Below are 19,070 nucleotides of genomic sequence, written 5' to 3' on the forward strand. Positions count from 1 at the left end.
CAATGTTGATGAGTGAGGGGACGTCGTCTCGTTCACTGGTACGGACCGGCCCCGTCATGACGCTTGGGCCCGTTCGGCCATCCGGTGGGTCCACCACAGGCCGCAGGCGTCCAAGGCGATGCCGACGGCGAGGCAGGCGAGACCCGGGAGACTGCTGAACAGGAAGTCCAGTGGATGCATGTCCAGCGCCGCGGCCATGAGGATGCCGAGGATCGGCAGAGCGGCGAGCATTCTCGCCGTGGTGCGCGGGCCGGCGAGTTGGGCGGCGACGTCCTGCCTGTGGGCCTGGGCCGTGCGTAACGTGGATCCGACCCGGTCCACCAAGGCCGCCAGACCGGCTCCTGCCGTCACGCTGACCTCCCAGCACGCGGCCAGGCGGCGCAGTCCTTCGCCACCCTGGGCCGATGCCACTGACGCGAGGGCGCTCGCCACATCTCCGCCATCTCTCGCTGCTGCGACGACGGGCCGCAGTGCGTCCGGGTCGGGGAAGTCGACGGCTTCGAGGGCTCTGGTCAGGGCCTCCCCGGGGGTACGGCCCGCGGTGAGTTCGGCGGTCATGGACTGGCACAGCTCGATCGTGGCTCTGCGCCATACGTCGGCTCGCCTGGCTGGGCTTGGGCGCGTTGCCAGCCGTCGTACGGACTGCCATAGGAAGGGGCGGCCGGGCGTGGTCGGGGAGATCATGCGACGTAGCCGGGTCTCGGCGGCCTCCGGGCCGGTGCACAGCCACACGGCGATGGTTGCGCACATCGCGGCCATGAGCGCGGTCATCGGTTTTGGTCTGTCCTTCCTGTGGTTGGGGAGTTGAGGGAGGGCGCCTCTCGGTTGGGGGTTAAGGCAGCGCCCCTCGGTGGGGGCTACGGGAGGGCGCCTCTCGGTGGAGGCTGAGGGGCAGCGCCCCTCGATGGGGGCTACGGGAGGGCCGCCCCTCGGTGGGGTTTTGGGTGGCCTGCCGCTTGCTGGGCGGTTGAGTCAGGGTGCCGGGTGCGGCTGATCTGTGGCGTGGCTGGTTCGTTGTCGTGTTGCTCTCGTCAGCCCGTTCGGCGTCTCGCATGGCCATTCGCTGCTGACCTGGGGTGGCGGTACGGGCCGCCGTGTGGGGTACGGGATCGTCACGGCGGTGTCCTTGCCGCCAAGGCGTCGTAGCCGGGGCCGAAGTGGGAGCGGCCGTGCGCGTCGAAGCCCAGAGCCGGGACGGCCTCCACGAAGCCTGTGGGCGTACGGGACAGGAGGCAGATCTCCGCCACCCGGCGGCGGCCGTCCGTGCGTCCGCGTGTCAGGTGCACCACGACGTCCAGGGCCGCGGCGAGTTGGCTGTGGACGGCCTCTCTGGTCAGGCCGGCGGCGCAACCGAGCGCCTCCAGCCGTGGCGGCACGTCCGCCGCCGCGTTGGCGTGAAGGGTGCCGCAGCCGCCCTCGTGGCCCGTGTTGAGCGCCGCGAGCAGGTCGACCATCTCCGCGCCCCGTACCTCGCCCACCACGACCCTGTCCGGGCGCATGCGCAGCGCCTGCCGTACGAGATCGCGCAGTTCCACCCCTCCGGCTCCCTCCAGGTTGGCCGGACGGGACTCCAGGCGTACGACATGCGGGTGCAGAGGGCGCAGTTCGGCGGAGTCCTCCACGAGGAGCAGGCGCTCGCGGGGGTCTGCCAGCGACAACAGAGCCGACAGCAGGGTGGTCTTGCCCGTGCCGGTGCCGCCTGTGACCAGGAACGCGAGCCTCCCCGACACCATCGACGTCAGCACCGGGACCGCCGCGGGTGGCACGGTGCCCGCCTCGACGAGGCTTGCCAGCGTGAACGTGCGCTTGGGCGGTAGACGCAGCGACAGGCAGGTGCCGCCGGGAGCCACCGGAGGCAGGACGGCGTGCAGGCGGACGCCACCGGCGAGCCGGGCGTCCACGTAGGGGGAGGCGTCGTCCAATCGTCTGCCCGCCGCGGCGGCCAATCGCTGGGCCAGCCGGCGCACGGCCCCGTCGTCGGTGAAGGTGACCGAGGTACGGCGTAGCCCATGGCCGGTGTCGACCCATACCTCTCTCGGGCCGTTGACGAGGACGTCGGTGACGTCCGGCTCGGCCAGCAGAGGCTCCAGGGGGCCGGCGCCGATGAGGTCGGCGCAGAGCGCCCGGGCCACCGCCAGGATCTCGGCGTCGCCGTACACGGACTTCTCCGCCCGGAGCGCCACGGCGACCTGGGCGGCGCTCGGCTCGACGCCTGCCCGTGCCAGGCGCACCCGCACGGCTTCGACTAGGTCGGGGGAAACGGTCATGGCTCCGCGGCTTCCCTTCTGACTTGCTTCCGAGTTGCTGTGGTCTGTGTCTGTCTCTGCCTTGTCTGAGGTGTGGGTCTCTGTGACGTGCCTGTTGCTTGGTGGGCACCGCCGTGATCGTGCGGCGACTGGGGTCGCGGTCTCTGCGGTCGCGCCGTCCCCGTGGTTGCGCCGTGTCTGTGGTTGCGCCCTTCTGCGGTCTCTGTGGTCGCGGTCTCTGCGGGTTTGCGGCGCGGCGGGCGTGTGGCTGGGCTGGCGCGTTGGGTCGCCCATCCGCTTTGGGTGGCCGTGACTTCGCGTGGAGGCGTTATGGCTTCCGCTGTGGCTTTGCGTTGCTGCTGTGCGGGGGCCCGTGCGCTGGTCATGCGGGGAGGAGGTCCGTGAGGAGGGCGGCGCAGGCGGTGCCCAAGGGGGTGCGCGGGCCGAGTTTCGGGAGTTCGCCGTGGTTGAGGGTGGCGGTCAGGCGGGGCTGGTCAGGGAGGCGACCGGCTACGGGGATGTGGAGGGAGGCGGTGATGACCTCCTCTTCCAGGACGCCTGGGCGGATCACGGCGCGGACGTCGGCTGCGTGGCGGGTGGTCTCCTCGAGCACCCGGGCGGCGGCCAGAACGCCCCGCACGTCTGCCGTGACCACCAGGAGGGTGATGCTCGCCCTGGCCAGGGCCTCGGCGGCGGCCGGGTCGATGTGGCGGGGCAGGTCCACGACGACGAGGTCGAAGCCCCGGTGGCCGGCTTCGAGGACGGAGCGCATCGCCTGGGCCGGGATGCGCCGGACCTCGTCGCGGGGGAACGAGAGCACGCTGAGCTCTCCGAACGCCGGTAGCGCCGCCTGAAGGGCCGTCGAGCTCACCCGGCCTTCCCGGGCCACGAGGTCGGTCCAGCGGGCGCCTCGTGTCTCCTCGTGACCGAGCAGGGCGTCTATGCCGCCGCCCAGCGGGTCGGCGTCGACCAGAAGGGTGCGCAGTCGTTCCTGGGAGGCCCTGAGCGCCAGGCAGGAGGACAGGACGCTCGCCCCCGCGCCTCCTCGACCGCCGATCACGCACAGGACCCTTCCGGCGCGCGGCTCCGGCTCCATCGCGTCGGCGAGTTCTTCCACCAGGCGGCGTTCGCCCGCGGGCAGGGTCACGACTGCCTGGGCGCCCACGGCTACACACTTGCGCCAGTTGTCGGGGTCGTCAGGCTCCTGGACGACCAGCAGCACGCGGTCTCTGGCGGGTGGAGCGGCGGCGGCCACCGCGTCGGCCAGGTCGTCTCCCACCAGCACCAGCGGGGCGGGGTTCCAGAGGGGGCGGGCGTGGGCGGGGGCATGGGCGACGTCCAGTTGCGCGCCTGCTGCGGCGGCTATGCGGACGAGGTCGTCGAGGAGGTCGCGGTCCTCGGTGATGACCAGTGGGCGGTGCATCGGGGCCTCCCTGGGTTCGGGAGGTCCACCTTCGTGGGGAGGGCGGATGGGCGGTGCGGGCGAACGCGGTTCTGTGGAGGAGCGGGTGGTAGCGGGGGAGGTTGTGGATGACGGCGTGGGGGCGGGGCGACTTCTGGGCGACGCCGTGGGGACGCTGCGGGGACGCCATGGGGACGCCGTGGGGGCGCCGGGGGGCGCCGGGGGACGGGGCGACCTTCTGGATGACGGTGTGGGGCGGGGGATGAGCTGTGGATGACTTCGGGAGTCGCAGGGGGTTGGCGCAGGAGTGCTCAGCCGGCGAGCGGTTCTGCGCGGGCCCTGCTGGGCGAGGTGAGCGGGGTTCGGGCGAAGGTGAGCCTGCTCCGTGCGAAGGTGCGGGCGAGTGCAGCCGAGGCGAAGGCGGCTGTGCGCTGGCGTAGGAGGGAGCGCGGTCCCGGCGGAGGCGGCTGGGCCCCGCGGAGGATGTCGGTCTCCGTCATGAGCTACGGGTCACAAGGGACAGGCGCACTCGGAGGAGCCCGGAGGCGGGAAAAGGGGCGACCCCCGCCGGGGGGGAGAGCGGGGGTCGCCTGATCGGTCCGGCTCCGGGGGGGTAGAGCCGGTCCCGTTTCAGAAGAAAGCTTTCATCACATGACCGGAGCATGGCAAGGGACTCGCAAAGCAATCCCACGCACACTCACTCCAGTTTCTGCGATACCTCCGTATGCTGCCCGATCGACTCGAGTTACGTCGAGGAGCAAACTCGCATTTTCGCCAAGTTTTTTTCGATCCAGCATAACGATCACATAAAGACGATCACTCTATGTGATCGTCACGGATTGGTAACCGGCGGGTATGCCCGCGCCCTCGGAAGGCCCTTCACGGAGTTGGCAAAGCTCTTGTTCCAAGGGGTTCCCATCAGGGCGGATCCGACGTACAAAGGTGTCACGGACCACTTGTCCGGGTGCGTCAGCTGGGCACCCACGCGCGACCAGCCGCGGGAGGCGCGTCGAGACGGGCTTGACCCGATCCGACGAATAGAGGTGCACGCTTGGTAACCCAGCGTGACGTACCGGCAGACGGCGTCTCATCCCAGAGACGCCGTCCGCTATGTGCGAGGCCGCCACGGCTCCGGTGCGGTCACTCTCCGCGCAAGCGCACCGGATGTCATCAGCGCGGGGCTCAGCCGCGCTGCAGCGCCTCGCAGACCGCGGTCGCCTCACGCACGCCGAGGGTTACCGCGGAGGCACACTGCCGTACCCATTGCGCCACGCCCTCGCCCGTCCCCGTCAGGTAGGCGCGCAGCCCCTCCGCGTACGGCAGCTCCAGGTGCCCCACCTCGACGACCGCGAGCGACTTCGGGTCCAGCCCGTACTCCACGAGTGTCAGCCGCTCCGCGGCCCGCGCCACCACGCCGTCCGCCGTGCCGAACGGGCGCAGGACGGCCAGCTCGGCGTGCACCACGGCCGCCAGGACGATCGCAGGTGCCTTCGTCGGCGTGGCCAGCAGCTCGAACAGGCCCTCCATCCGGACGCCGGTCTCCTTCGCGCCCGGCGCCGGACCAAGGCCCAGGTCGCCGAGGTCGCCGTAGTCGCCGTCGAGGTCGAGCTGGTCGTCCCCCGAGGACGCCACAGGCGACGAGGCGTCGGCGCGTGGGCGGCCCAAACTCGCGGCGTCCGTCAGCCCCGCCGCGGCCACCGTGTGCAGCCGGGCCAGGACCTGCCGCGGCGCCTTGCGCCAGGTCGGCCCCAGCCGCCCCAGCTCCGCCGACGCCCGCAGCGCCCCCTGCACGACCGGGTCATGGACCTCGTCCCGGCGCAGCGCGTCGAGCGGCACGTCCACGCCCTCGATGGCCGCCGAGGCGCGCGCGCCGCGCAGCGACGACTCCGCGGACACCGTCGGGCTGGCACGGCGCAGAACGCGGTGCCGGTACAGGAGGTCTACGGCCCGCCGGGCCTCCTCCACCGCCTCGGGGACGCCGGGGAGCCGCGCGATGACGGCCAGTGGGTCACTCACGGAACCAGACCTTACCCGTGAGTACTACCTGCTCCACGGGCCAACCCCCGGAATACGGCACCCGGCCGGACGGCCCCGCGAGAGGGCCCATAAACCGCCGCCATTAGGCTCCCCCCAGCTTTGTTCCATTTCGAAGTGGCAACGTTTCAATAGCTTTTGCCATGCATTTCCGATAATCACACTGCGCTTCGCCCCTCTTGGTACAGACCTGTCTAGACCTCTTGTGTGCGCACCCCGTGAGCTGGTGAAGTGGGACACGACCTAACAACCTGGCCATAGAAGGAGCACGAGGTGGCCCCGGAGACCCCTGGCACCGAGCCCCAGGCGCTGTCGAACCTCCTGCAGGAGAACCGCCGGTTCGCGCCCCCAGCCGATCTGGCGGCCGCCGCGAACGTGACCGAGGCGGCGTACGGAGAGGCCGCCGCCGACCGCCTCGCCTTCTGGGAGAGCGCCGCCGACAGGCTGACCTGGGCCAAGCGCTGGGACGACACGCTTGAGTGGAACCCGCCGTTCGCCAAGTGGTTCGTCGGCGGGGAGCTGAACGTCGCCTACAACTGCGTGGACCGCCACGTGGAGGAGGGCCGCGGCGACAAGGTCGCCTACTACTGGGAGGGCGAGCCCGAGGGCGACAGCCGGGTCCTGACCTACGCCGACCTCCAGCGGGAGGTCTCCAAGGCCGCCAACGCGCTGCTGGAGCTGGGCGTGGCCAAGGGCGACCGGGTGGCGATCTACATGCCGATGATCCCCGAGCTGCCGATCGCGATGCTCGCGTGCGCGCGCATCGGGGCGATCCACTCGGTGGTGTTCGGTGGCTTCTCCGCCGGCGCGCTGAAGAGCCGCATCGACGACGCCGACGCCAAGCTGGTCATCACCTCCGACGGCGGCTACCGCCGCGGCGCGCCGAGCGCGCTCAAGCCGACGGTGGACGAGGCCGTCGCCGAGTGCCCGCAGGTCGAGCACGTCCTGGTCGTACGCCGTACCGGCCAGGAGGTCGCCGTCAACGAGCGCGACCTGTGGTGGCACGACGTGGTCGACCGGCAGAGCGACCAGCACACCGCGGAGGCGCACGACTCCGAGCACCCGCTCTACATCCTCTACACCAGCGGCACGACCGGCAGGCCGAAGGGCATCCTGCACACCACGGGCGGCTACCTGACGCAGACCGCCTGGACCCACGACGCGGTGTTCGACCTCAAGCCCGAGAGCGACATCTACTGGTGCACCGCCGACATCGGCTGGGTCACGGGGCACTCCTACATCGTGTACGGCCCGCTGGCCAACGGCGCCACCAGCGTGATGTACGAGGGCACCCCCGACACCCCGCACCGGGGCCGGTGGTGGGAGATCGTCCAGAAGTACAAGGTCACCCTGCTCTACACCGCCCCGACGGCGATCCGGACGTTCATGAAGTGGGGCGACGACATCCCCGCCAAGTTCGACATGTCGAGCCTGCGGATCCTCGGCTCCGTCGGCGAGCCGATCAACCCCGAGGCGTACGTCTGGTACCGCGAGCACATCGGGCACGAGCGCTGCCCGGTGGTCGACACGTGGTGGCAGACCGAGACCGGCGCCGTCATGATCAGCCCGCTGCCCGGCGTCACCCACAGCAAGCCGGGCGCCGCGATGCGCCCGCTGCCGGGCATCGTCGCGGACGTGGTGGACGACCAGGGCAACAGCGTCCCGAACGGCGGCGGCGGGTTCCTGGTGGTGCGTGAGCCGTGGCCGTCGATGCTGCGCACGATCTGGGGCGACGACCAGCGCTACATCGACACGTACTGGAGCCGGTTCGAGGGCATGTACTTCCCCGGCGACGGCGCGAAGAAGGACGAGGACGGCGACCTGTGGCTGCTCGGCCGGGTCGACGACGTCATGCTGGTCTCCGGCCACAACATCTCCACCACCGAGGTGGAGAGCGCGCTGGTCAGCCACCCGAAGGTGGCCGAGGCGGCCGTGGTGGGCGCGACCGACCCGGTGACGGGGCAGGCCATCGTGTCGTTCGTGATCCTGCGGGGCGGCGCCGAGGAGAGCGACGACATCGCCGCCGACCTGCGCGCCCACGTGGCCAGGACGCTCGGCCCGATCGCCAAGCCGCGGCAGATCCTGGTGGTGCCCGAGCTGCCGAAGACCCGGTCCGGCAAGATCATGCGGCGTCTGCTGCGTGACGTGGCCGAGAACCGCAGCATCGGCGACGTCACCACGCTGGCCGACAGCACGGTGATGAACCTCATCTCCGAGAAGCTGCCCAGCGCCAAGACCGAGGACTGACCGATATCACCTGAAGGGCCGCTTGATCCCGAAATGATCGGCGGCCCTTCGCCGTGCCTGGGTGCCGGGGCCGAGCCCCGGCCGAGCCGGACCCCCACCCACGGCGTTATCGTCTCCGATTGGGTAAGAACCGTCACCAGCGGGTCTGCCCGTCCGGTGGCCCCGCTTCGGCGTGGCCGCCTCGTACAGATACCGCAAGCAGGGACGCAAGCGGCGCTCCTCGTACGGGCCCACAAGCATCGCGTACGGGGCCGCAACCGGGGCAAAGCGCTGGATGATGTTTGACACGGCCACCAGGCCTCGATAGGAGACGTTCATGCCGCAGACTCCCGAGGAAGAATCCCTGGGCTCGCTGGTCGCCCAGGCGAGCAACCACATCTCGACCCTGGTCCGTTCGGAGATCGAGCTGGCCAAGGCCGAGTTCAGGTTCGACGCCAAGCGGGTCGGCACGGCCGGCGGGCTGTTCGCCGCCGCCGCGTTCATGGCGCACCTGTGCCTGATCCTCGCCTCGTTCACGATCGCGTACGCGCTGTCGCACTGGCTGCCCGACTGGCTGTCCTTCCTCATCGTGACCGTGTTCTACCTGGTGGTCGCGGCATTGCTGGTCTTCATCGGCGTCCGCCGGCTCAAGGGGCTGGCCGGGATGAAGCGCACCGCCCGTTCGATCAAGGATCTCAAGGAGATCGCCTCGCCCGAGGAGGCGGAGGCCGTCGCGGCCGCCACGGAGCCGTCGGCGGGCCAGGTCGGGCTGCACCGGGAGCCGGTGAGCCGCGATGGCACCTGACGAGTCCGCCGTCCACATCGACGGCCCGTGGAAGCACCGGCAGGTCCACGCGGGCGGCACCCGCTTCCACGTCGTGGAGGCGGGCGAGGGGCCTCTGGTGCTGCTGCTGCACGGCTTCCCGCAGTTCTGGTGGACGTGGCGGCGCCAGTTGCGCTCGCTCTCCGAGGCGGGATACCGGGCGGTCGCGGTGGACCTGCGCGGCTACGGCGGCAGCGACAAGCCGCCGCGCGGCTACGACCTGCCGACGCTGGCGGCCGACGCGACGGGCCTGATCCGGGCGTTGGGCGAGACGGGCGCGATCGTGGTCGGCCACGACTGGGGCGGGCTGCTCGCCTGGACGATGGCCGTGCTCGACGCCAAGTGCGTGCGCCGTCTGGTGACGGTCTCCGCCCCCCATCCCGTACGGCTGCGCGGCGCCCTGCTCACCGACCCGTTCGGCCAGCTCCGGGCCAGCAGCCACCGTCTCAGCTTCCAGCTGCCGTTCCTGCCCGAGCACCGGCTGACCCGCAAGGGCGCGGCCATGGTCGGCAGGCTGCTCGACGAGTGGTCCGGGCCGGGCTGGCCCGACGCCGAGACCGCCCAGGTCTACCGCGAGGCGTTCGGCATCCCCACGGTCGCCCACTGCGCGCTGGAGTACCACCGGTGGTTCGGCCGCTCCCAGCTCCGCCCCGACGGGCGGCGCTACGCCCGAGTGATGCGCACCGAGATCGAGGCGCCGACCCTCCAGCTCCACGGCGCGCTCGACACGTGCCTCCTGCCGCGCACCGCCCAGGGGTCGAGCCGCTACGTGGCCGCCCCCTACCGGTGGAAGCTGCTCGAAGGCGCCGGCCACTTCCCCCACGAGGAGACCCCCGACCTGTTCGACGCCGAGCTGCTGGGCTGGCTGTCGGATCCGGAGCCCGACCGATGAGAGATCGCGATCCCGAGGGCAGGCCGCGCAACGCCAGGCCGCGTGACGCCTACGGCAGGCCGCTGCCGTACGGCTCGCCCGGCATGCCGCGCGTGCCCGACGACTACGCCCCCACGACCGAGCAGGCGCTGGCCGACGGCCGCCGTTTCCTGCGCGAGGGCCTGCCGTTCAACGCGCACGAGGTGTTCGAGGGCCGCTGGAAGTGCGCGCCCGAGCAGGAGCGGGAGCTGTGGCAGGGGCTGGCGCAGATCTGCGTGGGCCTGACGCACCTCCAGCGCGGCAACGGGCGCGGCGCCCTGACGCTGTTCGACCGGGGCGCGGCCCGCGTGCAGGCGTACGGCGAGCCGTACGACGCGGTGGGCCGCAGCGCCTCGGCCCTGGGCCCCGACACCGACCCCGAGCAGGCGATCAAGATCATCATGGACGACCTTCCCGCGCAGTAGCCCCTGGTCAGCCCCTAGTCGCACTCCTGGGTGCCGGCCGGCGTGGTGTCGTCGCGGCCCTGGTCGGCGTCGGGCCGGACCTCGGCGGCGGTCAGCACGTAGCCGGTGTCCTGCTGGCTGACGGCGGCGGCGAAGATCACGCCGTACACCTTGCCGTCGACCGTGAGCAGCGGCCCGCCCGAGTTGCCGGGCAGCACCTTCCCGCGGATCGCGTAGACCTGCCGGGTGACGTTCTTGGCGCGGTAGATGTCGGGCCCCTCGGCTTCGAGGCGGCTGCGGATGCGGGCCGGCTCGGCGGTGAAGCCCTGCCCCTTGGGGAAGCCGGCGATGATGGCGTTGTCGCCCTTGTCGGCCTCGCCCTCGAAGGGCAACTGGGGCAGGCCCAGGCCGGGCACGTACAGGATGGCGATGTCGCGCTGCGGGTTGTAGCGCACCACGGTGGCCGGGCGGCGCCGGTTCTCGGAGTCGATGACGGTCAGATCGCGCGTCACGCCGGCCACGACGTGCGCGTTGGTCATGATGCGGTCCCTGGCGTAGACGAAGCCGGTGCCCTCGATGTGCTTGTTGCAGCTCTCGGCGTTGCCCTGGACCTTGACGATGGCCCGCTGGGCGCGGCCGAGCCCGGCGCCCTTGAGGATGCTGCGCGGCGCGGGCGGGACGTCGATGATCTGCCCGGCGCCGATCGCGTCGAAGACCGGCGGGAACTCCGAACGGTCGATGAACTTCTTGAACGGCTGCTGCCAGTTGCGCGCGGCCTGCGGGATGGCCTCGTCGACGGTGGTCAGCAGCATGGAGCTCTTGACCTGCTCGACCAGCAGCGAGAACGACGTCGAGACGACCAGCGACCCGATCAGCCAGGCGATCACCAGCACCGACAGCGCGCTGGCGAACGTGCCGCCGACGGCGTCGGCCACCTTGGCCGGCTCCCAGGTGACGTGGCTGCGCACGACCGCGCCGATCGTCGAGGAGGCGAACTGCCCGATCGTCGCCGACAGGAACACGATGACGATCGCCAGCAGGGCCTGCGGGGTGTCGCCGTCGACCACGGCCTTGGAGATGGGCGGCGCGATGAACACGCCCAGCACGGCCCCGCCGACGAAGCCCACGAAGCTCATGACGCCGATGATGAACCCCTGCCGGTAACCCGACACGCCAAAGGCGATCACAAGGCCGATCAGGATGAGGTCGAGCAGATCACCGCGCACGCTTCAAAGGTAACCAGCGATAGGGTCAAGTGTGCACGTCTTGCCGGAGCGCAGCGTCCCCTCCTGACTACCTTGAGCATTATGCCGCCGTTGGAGGGAACCGTCCGCGGGCTGGTCGAGACGGCTCTCTCCGACGCCGACCCCGACGGGCCGCTGCGGTGGCACGTGATCTCCGTCTTGTGGCAGCGGGCCGATCTGGAGTCGTTCGTCGAGGCCAGGCGGTTGTGCGAGGGGGGCACGGTCAAGGAGCGCCTGCTGGGCGTGGACGTCATGGGCATGCTGCGGCCGTTCGCCGACCGGGCCCTTCCGGTGCTGCGCCGCCTGGCGGCGGGCGAGGACGACCCGATGCTGCTCTACTCGGTGCTCATCGCCTTCGGGCACCTCGCCGACCCGCGCGCCCTGCCGTCCGTGATCGCCCTGGCCGGTCACGCCGACGCCCGGGTGAGGTACGGCGCCGCGTACGCGCTCCAGCACGTGCTGGGCGACCCGCCGGACCAGGCGGGCCTGGACACGCTGCGGCAGCTCGCGAGCGACGGCGACGCGGACGTGGCGGCCTGGGCCGCGCTGGGCGTCGCCCTCGCGATGGGCGAGGACGTCTAGGACGCTCCCTCGGGGGCCTCCAGGGCCTCCCTCAGCCGGTCAGAGGACGTCAGCCGCGGGCGAGGACGTCAGGCGGCATGGGCTCCACCCGGCCGGGGTCCCAGGGCCGTTCCAGCCCGGCCTCGCGCAGCACCACGTCCAGCACCATCGCGGTGAACCCCCACACGAGCATCCCGCGCACCCGGAACGCCGGCCCGGCGAAGCCGCGCGGGTGCCGCAGCGTGAACCGGTTGCCCGGATCGACGAGCTCGGCGATCGGCACCCGCTCCACGGAGTCCACCTCGTCGGGCGAGGCCGCGTGGACGGCGGAGGGCTCGTGCCACCAGCCGACGACGGGGGTGACGCGGTTGTCGCTGCGCCAGACGTACAGCTCGGGCATGGAGCACAGCACGGTCACGCCGGACGGTTCGAGGCCGGTCTCCTCGGCCGCCTCGCGCAGGGCGGCGCCGACCGGGCCGCCGTCGCCGGGGTCCACCCCGCCGCCGGGGAAGGCGGGCTGGCCCGCGTGCCTGCGGCCGCGGGTGCTGCGCTGGATGAGCAGCACGTCCGGGCCCAGCGGGCCCTCGCCGAAGAGCAGCAGCACCGCGGCCGGGCGACCGCCTCGCTCGGGCGGGCGCAGCCCTTCGGGGACGGGGATCCGTACGGCCTGCGCGGCCAGTCTGTCGAGCCAGTCGGGGACCACGATCACGCCATCTCCAACACGCCGCCCTCCCCCGGGCTTCCCGAAATCATGGATCGAGCCGGCTCCGTCGGTCGGGCCGGTCACGAGAAGGGGCCGGAGCGGACGAGCTTGGCCGCCTGGGCGGCGTCGGTCGGGCCGGTGCCGTACGAGGGGCAGCGCGCGGCCAGCGGGCACACCCCGCAGGCCGGGCGGCGGGCGTGGCAGATGCGGCGCCCGTGCCAGATGAGCCGGTGGGAGAACACCGTCCACTCCCGCTTGGGGATCAGCTCGCCCACGAAGTGCTCGATCTTGACCGGGTCGGTCTCGTCGGTCCAGCCGAAGCGGCGCACGAGCCGCTGGAAGTGCGTGTCCACGGTCAGGCCGGGCACGTCGAAGGCGTTGCCGAGCACGACGTTGGCCGTCTTGCGGCCGACGCCGGGCAGCGTGACCAGGTCCTTCAGCTTGCCGGGGACCTCGCCCCGGTAGCGCTCGGTCACGGCCTTGGCCATGCCGATGATGCTGTTGGTCTTGGCCCGGAAGAACCCGGTCGAGCGGATGATTTCTTCCATTTCGGATGGGTCTGCGGCGGCGTAGTCCTCAACAGTGGGATACTTCGCAAAGAGGATGGGAGTCACCATGTTGACTCGTTTGTCCGTGCACTGAGCGGAGAGGATCGTCGCGACCAGCAGCTCAAGCGGGGTACCGAAGTCGAGCTCGCAATGTGCGTCGGGGTAGGTTTCCGCAAGGATGCGATTCATCCTGCGGGCACGACGGACGAGGGCGAGCCTTGACTCTTGGGGCATTCCCCTAGCCTATGTGCGGCGCCTTCAGTGGGGTGCGTCACAATGGCAGCAGAGGAGGCAGAGTGAACACCGAAGATGTGCTGGGCAAGGCCCCCCTGTTCGCCGCGCTCGACCGCGAGAGCGCAGCGGCGCTGCGCACGAGCATCACCGAGGTCCAGCTGTCGAAGGGGCAGACCCTCTTCCACGAGGGCGAGACGGGCGACCGGCTCTACGTCGTCCTCGAAGGCAAGATCAAGCTCTCGCGCCAGTCGCCCGACGGCCGCGAGAACCTGCTCAGCGTGCTCGGTCCCAGCGAGATGTTCGGCGAGTTGTCGCTGTTCGACCCCCGGCCGCGCACGGCCAGCGCCACGGCCCTGACCGAGGTGCGGCTGGCCGGGCTCGGCCACGACGACCTGCGCCCCTGGCTGACCGGCCGCCCGGAGGTGGCGCTCCACCTGCTGCGCGCCCTGGCGCAGCGGCTGCGCCGCACCAACGACGTGCTGGCCGACCTGGTGTTCACCGACGTGCCCGGACGGGTGGCCAAGCAGCTCCTCGACCTCGCCGAGCGGTTCGGCACCAAGACCGAGGACGGCCTGCGCGTCCACCACGACCTCACCCAGGAGGAGCTGGCCCAGCTCGTCGGCGCCTCCCGCGAGACGGTCAACAAGGCGCTGGCCGACTTCGCGCAGCGCGGCTGGCTGCGTATCGAGGCCAAGGCTGTGGTGATCCTCGACATGGACCGCCTCTACAACCGCTCCAGGTAGTCGAGCTGGGCCCGTACCGACATCTCGGCGGCGGGCCACAGCGAGCGGTCCACGTCCGCGTACACGATCTCGACGATGGCGCGCGGCGTCCGCGCGCCCCGCGCCATCGCCGCCCTGATCTGGTCCAGCCGCTCGCGCCGGTGGGCGAGGTAGCCGTCGAGCGCGGCGAGCGGATCGGGCAGCACCGGGCCGTGTCCGGGCAGCAGCGCCCGCGCCTCCAGGCTCTCGGCCGTCGCCCGGAGCCGGTCGAGGCTGCGCAGGTAGTCGGCCAGCCCGCCGTCCGGGGCGATGACGGTGGTGCCCCGTCCGAGCACGGTGTCGCCGGTGAGCATCGCCCGGTCGGCCGGCAGCCAGAAGCACAGCGAGTCGAACGAGTGCCCCGGCGTGCCGTACACGTGGATCTCCACGCCCCCGGCCGTCACCACGTCGCCGTCGGCCAGCCCCTCGCCGCCCAGCCGGTGACGCGGGTCGAGGGCGCGCACGGGGGCGCCGACCAGCTCGGCGAAGCGCCGGGCGCCGCCGCTGTGGTCGGCGTGCCCGTGGGTGAGCAGGATCTCGCTCACCCTGCGCTCCCCCAGGCGGTCACGGACCCGGAGCAGGTGACGCTCGTCGTCGGGCCCCGGATCGATCACGGCGACCTCGTCCGCGCCGCCGACGACCCACGTGTTGGTGCCGTCGAGGGTCATGAGCGACGGGTTGGGCGCGAGGAGGTTCTCGGCGTGCTCGGTGCGCGAGCCGTCGGGCGTGCCGATCGGGATGTGCAGCCCGCTCACGCGACCACCGCCCGCCACCCGCCCGACCGCAGCGCGATCACGCGACCACCGCCCGCGACCCGCCCGACCGCGGCCCGCTCACGCGACCACCAGCCGCAGCTCGCCGCCGACCTCGACCACGCGCGGCATGATCGTGACGATCTCGCGCGGGGCGGCCAGCACGGCCTCCACGCCGTCGAGCTCCGCGGGCTCCGCCAGCTCCGCCAGCTCCGCCAGCTCGGTCAGCGTGCGGTGCGTCGGCGGCATCAGGAAGATCTCGCCCGCGCGGGCCCGGTCGAGGGCCTCGGCCGGGCGCCGCCAGGTGGCGTGGTCGGCCTCGCCGCCCACGTCGCGGGCGCGCTGCCCCTCGGGGAGCACGGCGACGAAGAACCTGGTGTCGAAGCGCCGCGGCTCGATCTCCGGGGTGATCCAGTGGGCCCACGGCTTGAGCAGGTCGGAGCGGAGCACGAGCCCGCGCCGGGACAGGAAGTCGGCGAAGGCGAGACTCCGGTCGACGAGCGCGAGCCGGTCGGCCTCCCAGTCGTCGCCGGTGGTGTCGGCGACCACCGACCGCTCGTCGGGGCCTGCCAGGAGCACGCCGCACTCCTCGAAGGTCTCCCGTACGGCCGCGCACACCAGCCCCCGCGCGACCCGCTCGTCCGCGCCGAGCAGCCGCCCCCACTCCTCGGGGGACGGGCCGGCCCAGGCGACGGCCTGATCGGTGTCGCGCGGATCGACCCCGCCGCCGGGGAAGACGTGCGCGCCCGCCGCGAAGGCCATGGTCGACTTCCGCCGCAGCAGGTAGACCTCCAGGCCGGCCGGCCCCTCGCGCAGCACGACCACGGTGGCGGAGTCGCGCGGCGGCTCGGGCGTGACGCGACCGGACAGGACGTCCCGGGCACGCGCCGCCAGATCGCCCGGAAGCGGAAGACCTGTCACATGACCTCCTTCAGAGCACCACTCGGTCATCGTGACATATCCGGTTCCGGGGCATTTGCCTCAGGAGACCTCGGCGATCAGCTCCACCTCGACCGGCGCGTCCAGCGGCAGCGAGGCCACCCCGACCGCGCTGCGCGCGTGCCGCCCCGCCTCGCCCAGGACCTCGGCCAGCAGCTCGCTCGCGCCGTTGGCCACCTGCGGCTGCCCGGTGAAGCCCGGGTCGCTCGCCACGAAGACCACGGCCTTGACGATCCGGACGATCCTCCCCAGGTCGCCCACCTCGGACTTGAGCGCGGCGAGGGCGTTGAGCGCGCAGATCCGCGCCATCTCCCGACCCTCGTCCACGGTCAGCTCCGCGCCGACCTTGCCCACGAGCGGCAGCTTGCCCTCGACCAGGGGCACCTGGCCGGAGGTGTAGACGAGGTCACCGGTGCGCACGGCCGGCACGTACGCGGCCAGCGGCGGCACGACCTCGGGCAACGTCAGACCGAGCTCGGCGAGTCTCTGCTCCGGGGTCACGGCTTCTCCCTCTTGAAGTAGGCGACGAGCTGCTCCGGCGAGGCGCCCTGCACGATCTGGACCAGCTCCCAGCCGTCGGCGCCGAAGTTGTCGAGGATCATCTTGGTGTTGTGGATCAGCACCGGGGCGGTGAGATACTCCCATTTCTTCATGGGGGCCACACTAATGTGAGCAATCTCAAAGGGCAGGCGTCGGCTGGCCGCAAGTGACCGTTCGGTAGCCTCGAAACGTGGAGTCTCGGGACACCGATTGGGACGGCGTGCGCCTGCACGTCGTCACCGGCAAGGGCGGAACCGGCAAGACGACGGTGGCCGCCGCCCTCGCCCTCGCGCTCGCCGCCGGTGGCCGCAAGGTGCTGCTGGTCGAGGTCGAGGGCCGTCAGGGCATCGCGCAGATCTTCGACCTGCCGCCCCTGCCGTACGAGGAGCGCAAGATCGCCGTGGCCCCGTCGGGCGGCGACGTCTACGCGCTGGCCGTCGACCCCGAGGAGGCCATGCTCGACTACCTGGAGATGTTCTACGGCATGCGCCGGGCCGGTCGCGCGCTGACCAAGATGGGCGTCGTCGACTTCGCCACCACGGTCGCCCCCGGCTTCCGCGACGTGCTCGTCACCGGCAAGACCACCGAGGCGGTGCGCAGGCGCGGCAAGAACGGCAAGCGCGTGTACGACGCCGTCGTGCTGGACGCCCCGCCCACGGGCCGCATCACCCGCTTCCTCAACGTCACCCAGGAGGTCGCCGGCCTGGCCAGGGTCGGCCCGATCAAGAACCACTCCGACCTGGTCAGCGGCGTCGTGAAGTCCCCGGAGACGGCGATCCACTTCGTCACCCTGCTGGAGGAGATGCCGGTGCAGGAGACGCTCGACGGCATCGCCGAACTGCGCGAGGCGGGCCTGCCGGCCGGCGGCGTCTTCATCAACATGGTGCGGGAGTCCCAGCTCCCCCGGGCCGCGCTTGACAAGGCTGTCAAGGGCGGATTCGACGTCACCGAGCTCGCGCTGGGCCTCAAGGCGGCCGGGCTCGCCGACGGCGCCGACGCCGACTCGGTGGCCGAGGCGCTGGCCGGCGAGGTCGTCGAGTACGCCCACCGCGCCGTGCTGGAGCACGAGGAGCGCGAGGCGCTGTCCGAGGCCGCGCTGCCGCGCTACGAGCTGCCGCTGCTCGCCGACGGCGTCGACCTGGCCGGCCTGTACGAGCTGGCCGAGAGCATCCGCACCCAAGGAGCAGCGTGAAGGACGCGAGGACATCCGCGGCCAGGCCCGTCCCCCTCGACATCGACGCGATCATCGACGACCCGGGCACCCGGATCATCGTCTGCTGCGGGGCCGGCGGCGTGGGCAAGACCACCACGGCGGCCGCCCTGGGGCTGCGCGCGGCCGAGCGCGGCCGGTGCGCGGTCGTGCTCACCGTCGACCCGGCCAGGCGGCTCGCGCAGTCGATGGGGCTCACCGAGCTCGACAACACGCCCCGGCTGGTCAGCCGGCACGAGGGCGGCGGCCAGCTCTACGCCATGATGCTCGACATGAAGCGGACGTTCGACGAGATCATCGAGGCGCACGCCGACCCGGAGCGCGCCCGGCAGATCCTGTCCAACCCCTTCTACCAGTCGCTGTCGTCCAGCTTCTCCGGCACGCAGGAGTACATGGCGATGGAGAAGCTCGGCCAGCTCCGCCGCTCCGACGAGTGGGACCTGATCGTGGTGGACACGCCGCCGTCCCGCTCCGCACTGGACTTCCTGGACGCGCCGGAACGGCTCGGCAGGTTCCTCGACGGCCGGTTCATCCGGCTGCTGACCGCCCCGGCCAAGGCTGGGGGGCGCAGCGCGTTCAAGCTGCTCAACGCCGGGTTCGGGCTTGTCGCGGGCGCCATGACCAAGCTGCTCGGCGCGCAGGTGCTCAAGGACCTGCAGACGTTCGTCTCGGCCCTCGACGCCGTCTTCGGCGGCTTCCGGCAGCGCGCGGAGCTGACGTACAAGCTCCTCCAGGCGCCGGGCACCGCGTTCGTCGTCGTGGCCGCGCCCGAGCGGGACGCGATGCGCGAGGCTTCGTACTTCGTCGAGCGGCTCGCCGAGGAGCGCATGCCCCTCGCCGGCCTGGTCGTGAACCGCGTCCACGACGCGCCCGCGAACGGCCTGTCCGCCGCCCGCAGCGCCGCCGCGGCCGAGGACCTGGAGTCGCGTGGCGAGCACGAGCTGACCGCCGCCGTGCTGCGGCTGCACACCGGCCGGATGCAACTCGTGGCTCGCGAGCACCGGGAGCAGGAGCACTTCGTCTCCGCGCATCCCACGGTGCCGGTCGTCCAGGTTCGCGCCATGTCGGAGGACGTCCACGATCTCGCGGGTCTGCGCCAGATCGGAGAGCTCCTGGCGAGCGCATGAGTACGGCCGGCGTCGTACGCCGGCCGTACTCCGGGCAGCTCAGCCCGCGATCAGCTCATTGGTGCGCTCGTACTCTTCCTTGGCGGACTCGAGCAGCTCGCGCCACGAGTCCACGTCAGGCCGCCGCCGCAGCAGGGCCCGGCGTTCCCGTTCCGTCATACCGCCCCACACCCCGAACTCGATGCGGTTGTCCAGCGCATCGGCGAGGCATTCGGTACGGACCGGGCATCCTCGGCAGATCAGCTTAGCCCTGTTCTGTGCGGCTCCCTGGACGAACAGCGCGTCCGGGTCCGCACCACGACAGGCGGCACGGGAGGTCCAATCCGTGATCCACATTTTTCGACCCCACTCCCCTTAGGTGGTCAGTCGTCATTTGGGGCCGACGGGCGCGGGCGCCGAGCCTCCG

At 71.7% G+C, this 19,070-nt stretch carries 20 protein-coding genes; 8 read left to right on the plus strand and 12 right to left on the minus strand.

What is annotated here, in order from left to right:
* Positions 1–54: 54 nt before the first annotated feature.
* From HD595_RS15025 to HD595_RS15040, 4 genes are all read right to left on the minus strand, one after another.
* Positions 55–771: a type II secretion system F family protein gene (locus tag HD595_RS15025; RefSeq protein ID WP_253769452.1), complete on the minus strand. Its 717-nt coding sequence runs from the start codon at positions 769–771 to the stop codon at positions 55–57.
* A gap of 341 nt (positions 772–1,112) precedes the next feature.
* On the minus strand, positions 1,113–2,267 hold the full coding sequence (locus HD595_RS15030) for a TadA family conjugal transfer-associated ATPase (RefSeq protein ID WP_253769454.1): 1,155 nt from the start codon (positions 2,265–2,267) through the stop codon (positions 1,113–1,115).
* Positions 2,268–2,628: 361 nt separating this feature from the next.
* Positions 2,629–3,669, minus strand: coding sequence for a septum site-determining protein Ssd (gene ssd / locus HD595_RS15035; protein ID WP_253769456.1), 1,041 nt, complete (start codon positions 3,667–3,669; stop codon positions 2,629–2,631).
* Between the two features lie 1,161 nt (positions 3,670–4,830).
* On the minus strand, positions 4,831–5,664 hold the full coding sequence (locus tag HD595_RS15040; protein WP_253769458.1) for a Fic family protein: 834 nt from the start codon (positions 5,662–5,664) through the stop codon (positions 4,831–4,833).
* Between the two features lie 291 nt (positions 5,665–5,955).
* On the opposite strand from HD595_RS15040, the gene acs reads away from it, so the two are divergent.
* The 4 genes from acs (at position 5,956) to HD595_RS15060 (ending at position 10,066) form a co-directional block, all read left to right on the plus strand.
* Positions 5,956–7,929, plus strand: coding sequence for an acetate--CoA ligase (acs, locus tag HD595_RS15045; RefSeq protein WP_253769460.1), 1,974 nt, complete (start codon positions 5,956–5,958; stop codon positions 7,927–7,929).
* A gap of 316 nt (positions 7,930–8,245) precedes the next feature.
* A complete protein-coding gene (locus HD595_RS15050) occupies positions 8,246–8,713 on the plus strand; it encodes a phage holin family protein (RefSeq protein WP_253769462.1) in 468 nt (155 codons plus the stop codon).
* Positions 8,703–9,623, plus strand: coding sequence for an alpha/beta fold hydrolase (locus HD595_RS15055; RefSeq protein ID WP_253769464.1), 921 nt, complete (start codon positions 8,703–8,705; stop codon positions 9,621–9,623). The genes HD595_RS15050 and HD595_RS15055 overlap by 11 nt, the downstream gene beginning before the upstream one ends.
* Positions 9,620–10,066, plus strand: coding sequence for a DUF309 domain-containing protein (locus tag HD595_RS15060; RefSeq protein WP_253769466.1), 447 nt, complete (start codon positions 9,620–9,622; stop codon positions 10,064–10,066). Before HD595_RS15055 ends, HD595_RS15060 begins: the two co-directional genes overlap by 4 nt.
* Before the next feature lie 14 nt (positions 10,067–10,080).
* Here HD595_RS15060 and HD595_RS15065 read toward each other — a convergent pair whose 3' ends face one another.
* The gene (locus HD595_RS15065; protein WP_253769468.1) at positions 10,081–11,271 is read right to left on the minus strand and encodes a MarP family serine protease; all 1,191 of its coding nucleotides are present in this window, start codon (positions 11,269–11,271) and stop codon (positions 10,081–10,083) included.
* Between the two features lie 81 nt (positions 11,272–11,352).
* On the opposite strand from HD595_RS15065, the gene HD595_RS15070 reads away from it, so the two are divergent.
* Entirely contained in the window at positions 11,353–11,871 is a 519-nt protein-coding gene (locus HD595_RS15070) for a HEAT repeat domain-containing protein (protein WP_253769470.1), read from the plus strand.
* 49 nt (positions 11,872–11,920) lie between these two features.
* Here the strand turns inward: HD595_RS15070 and HD595_RS15075 are convergent, their stop codons facing one another.
* A complete protein-coding gene (locus HD595_RS15075; RefSeq protein WP_253769472.1) occupies positions 11,921–12,559 on the minus strand; it encodes an NUDIX hydrolase in 639 nt (212 codons plus the stop codon).
* A 74-nt stretch (positions 12,560–12,633) separates the two neighbouring features.
* Positions 12,634–13,335 (minus strand): endonuclease III, encoded by a 702-nt coding sequence (gene nth / locus HD595_RS15080; protein WP_253769474.1) that lies wholly within the window; start codon positions 13,333–13,335, stop codon positions 12,634–12,636.
* A gap of 11 nt (positions 13,336–13,346) precedes the next feature.
* Between nth and HD595_RS15085 the strand changes: the two genes are divergently transcribed.
* Positions 13,347–14,078: a Crp/Fnr family transcriptional regulator gene (locus tag HD595_RS15085; RefSeq protein ID WP_175591029.1), complete on the plus strand. Its 732-nt coding sequence runs from the start codon at positions 13,347–13,349 to the stop codon at positions 14,076–14,078.
* Here HD595_RS15085 and HD595_RS15090 read toward each other — a convergent pair.
* The 4 genes from HD595_RS15090 to HD595_RS15105 all read right to left on the minus strand — a co-directional run bounded on the left by HD595_RS15090 (position 14,060) and on the right by HD595_RS15105 (position 16,440).
* Positions 14,060–14,851, minus strand: coding sequence for an MBL fold metallo-hydrolase (locus HD595_RS15090; protein WP_253769476.1), 792 nt, complete (start codon positions 14,849–14,851; stop codon positions 14,060–14,062). The genes HD595_RS15085 and HD595_RS15090 overlap by 19 nt on opposite strands.
* A 78-nt stretch (positions 14,852–14,929) precedes the next feature.
* Positions 14,930–15,769, minus strand: a complete 840-nt coding sequence (locus HD595_RS15095; protein ID WP_253769477.1) for an NUDIX hydrolase — start codon at positions 15,767–15,769, stop codon at positions 14,930–14,932.
* A 60-nt stretch (positions 15,770–15,829) separates the two neighbouring features.
* Positions 15,830–16,288 (minus strand): RidA family protein, encoded by a 459-nt coding sequence (locus tag HD595_RS15100; RefSeq protein ID WP_253769478.1) that lies wholly within the window; start codon positions 16,286–16,288, stop codon positions 15,830–15,832.
* A complete protein-coding gene (locus HD595_RS15105; protein WP_193318817.1) occupies positions 16,285–16,440 on the minus strand; it encodes a Sp36 family protein in 156 nt (51 codons plus the stop codon). The genes HD595_RS15100 and HD595_RS15105 overlap by 4 nt, the downstream gene beginning before the upstream one ends.
* A 77-nt stretch (positions 16,441–16,517) precedes the next feature.
* On the opposite strand from HD595_RS15105, the gene bagA reads away from it, so the two are divergent.
* Both bagA and bagB read left to right on the plus strand, forming a co-directional pair.
* A complete protein-coding gene (gene bagA, locus HD595_RS15110) occupies positions 16,518–17,519 on the plus strand; it encodes an ATPase BagA (protein ID WP_253769479.1) in 1,002 nt (333 codons plus the stop codon).
* Positions 17,516–18,664, plus strand: a complete 1,149-nt coding sequence (gene bagB, locus HD595_RS15115) for an ATPase BagB (RefSeq protein WP_253769480.1) — start codon at positions 17,516–17,518, stop codon at positions 18,662–18,664. Before bagA ends, bagB begins: the two co-directional genes overlap by 4 nt.
* A gap of 39 nt (positions 18,665–18,703) precedes the next feature.
* Here bagB and HD595_RS15120 read toward each other — a convergent pair whose 3' ends face one another.
* Positions 18,704–19,000, minus strand: coding sequence for a WhiB family transcriptional regulator (locus tag HD595_RS15120; RefSeq protein ID WP_148036282.1), 297 nt, complete (start codon positions 18,998–19,000; stop codon positions 18,704–18,706).
* Positions 19,001–19,070 lie beyond the last annotated feature (70 nt).

Source organism: Nonomuraea roseoviolacea subsp. carminata (assembly GCF_024172185.1).
GTDB lineage: Bacteria > Actinomycetota > Actinomycetes > Streptosporangiales > Streptosporangiaceae > Nonomuraea > Nonomuraea roseoviolacea.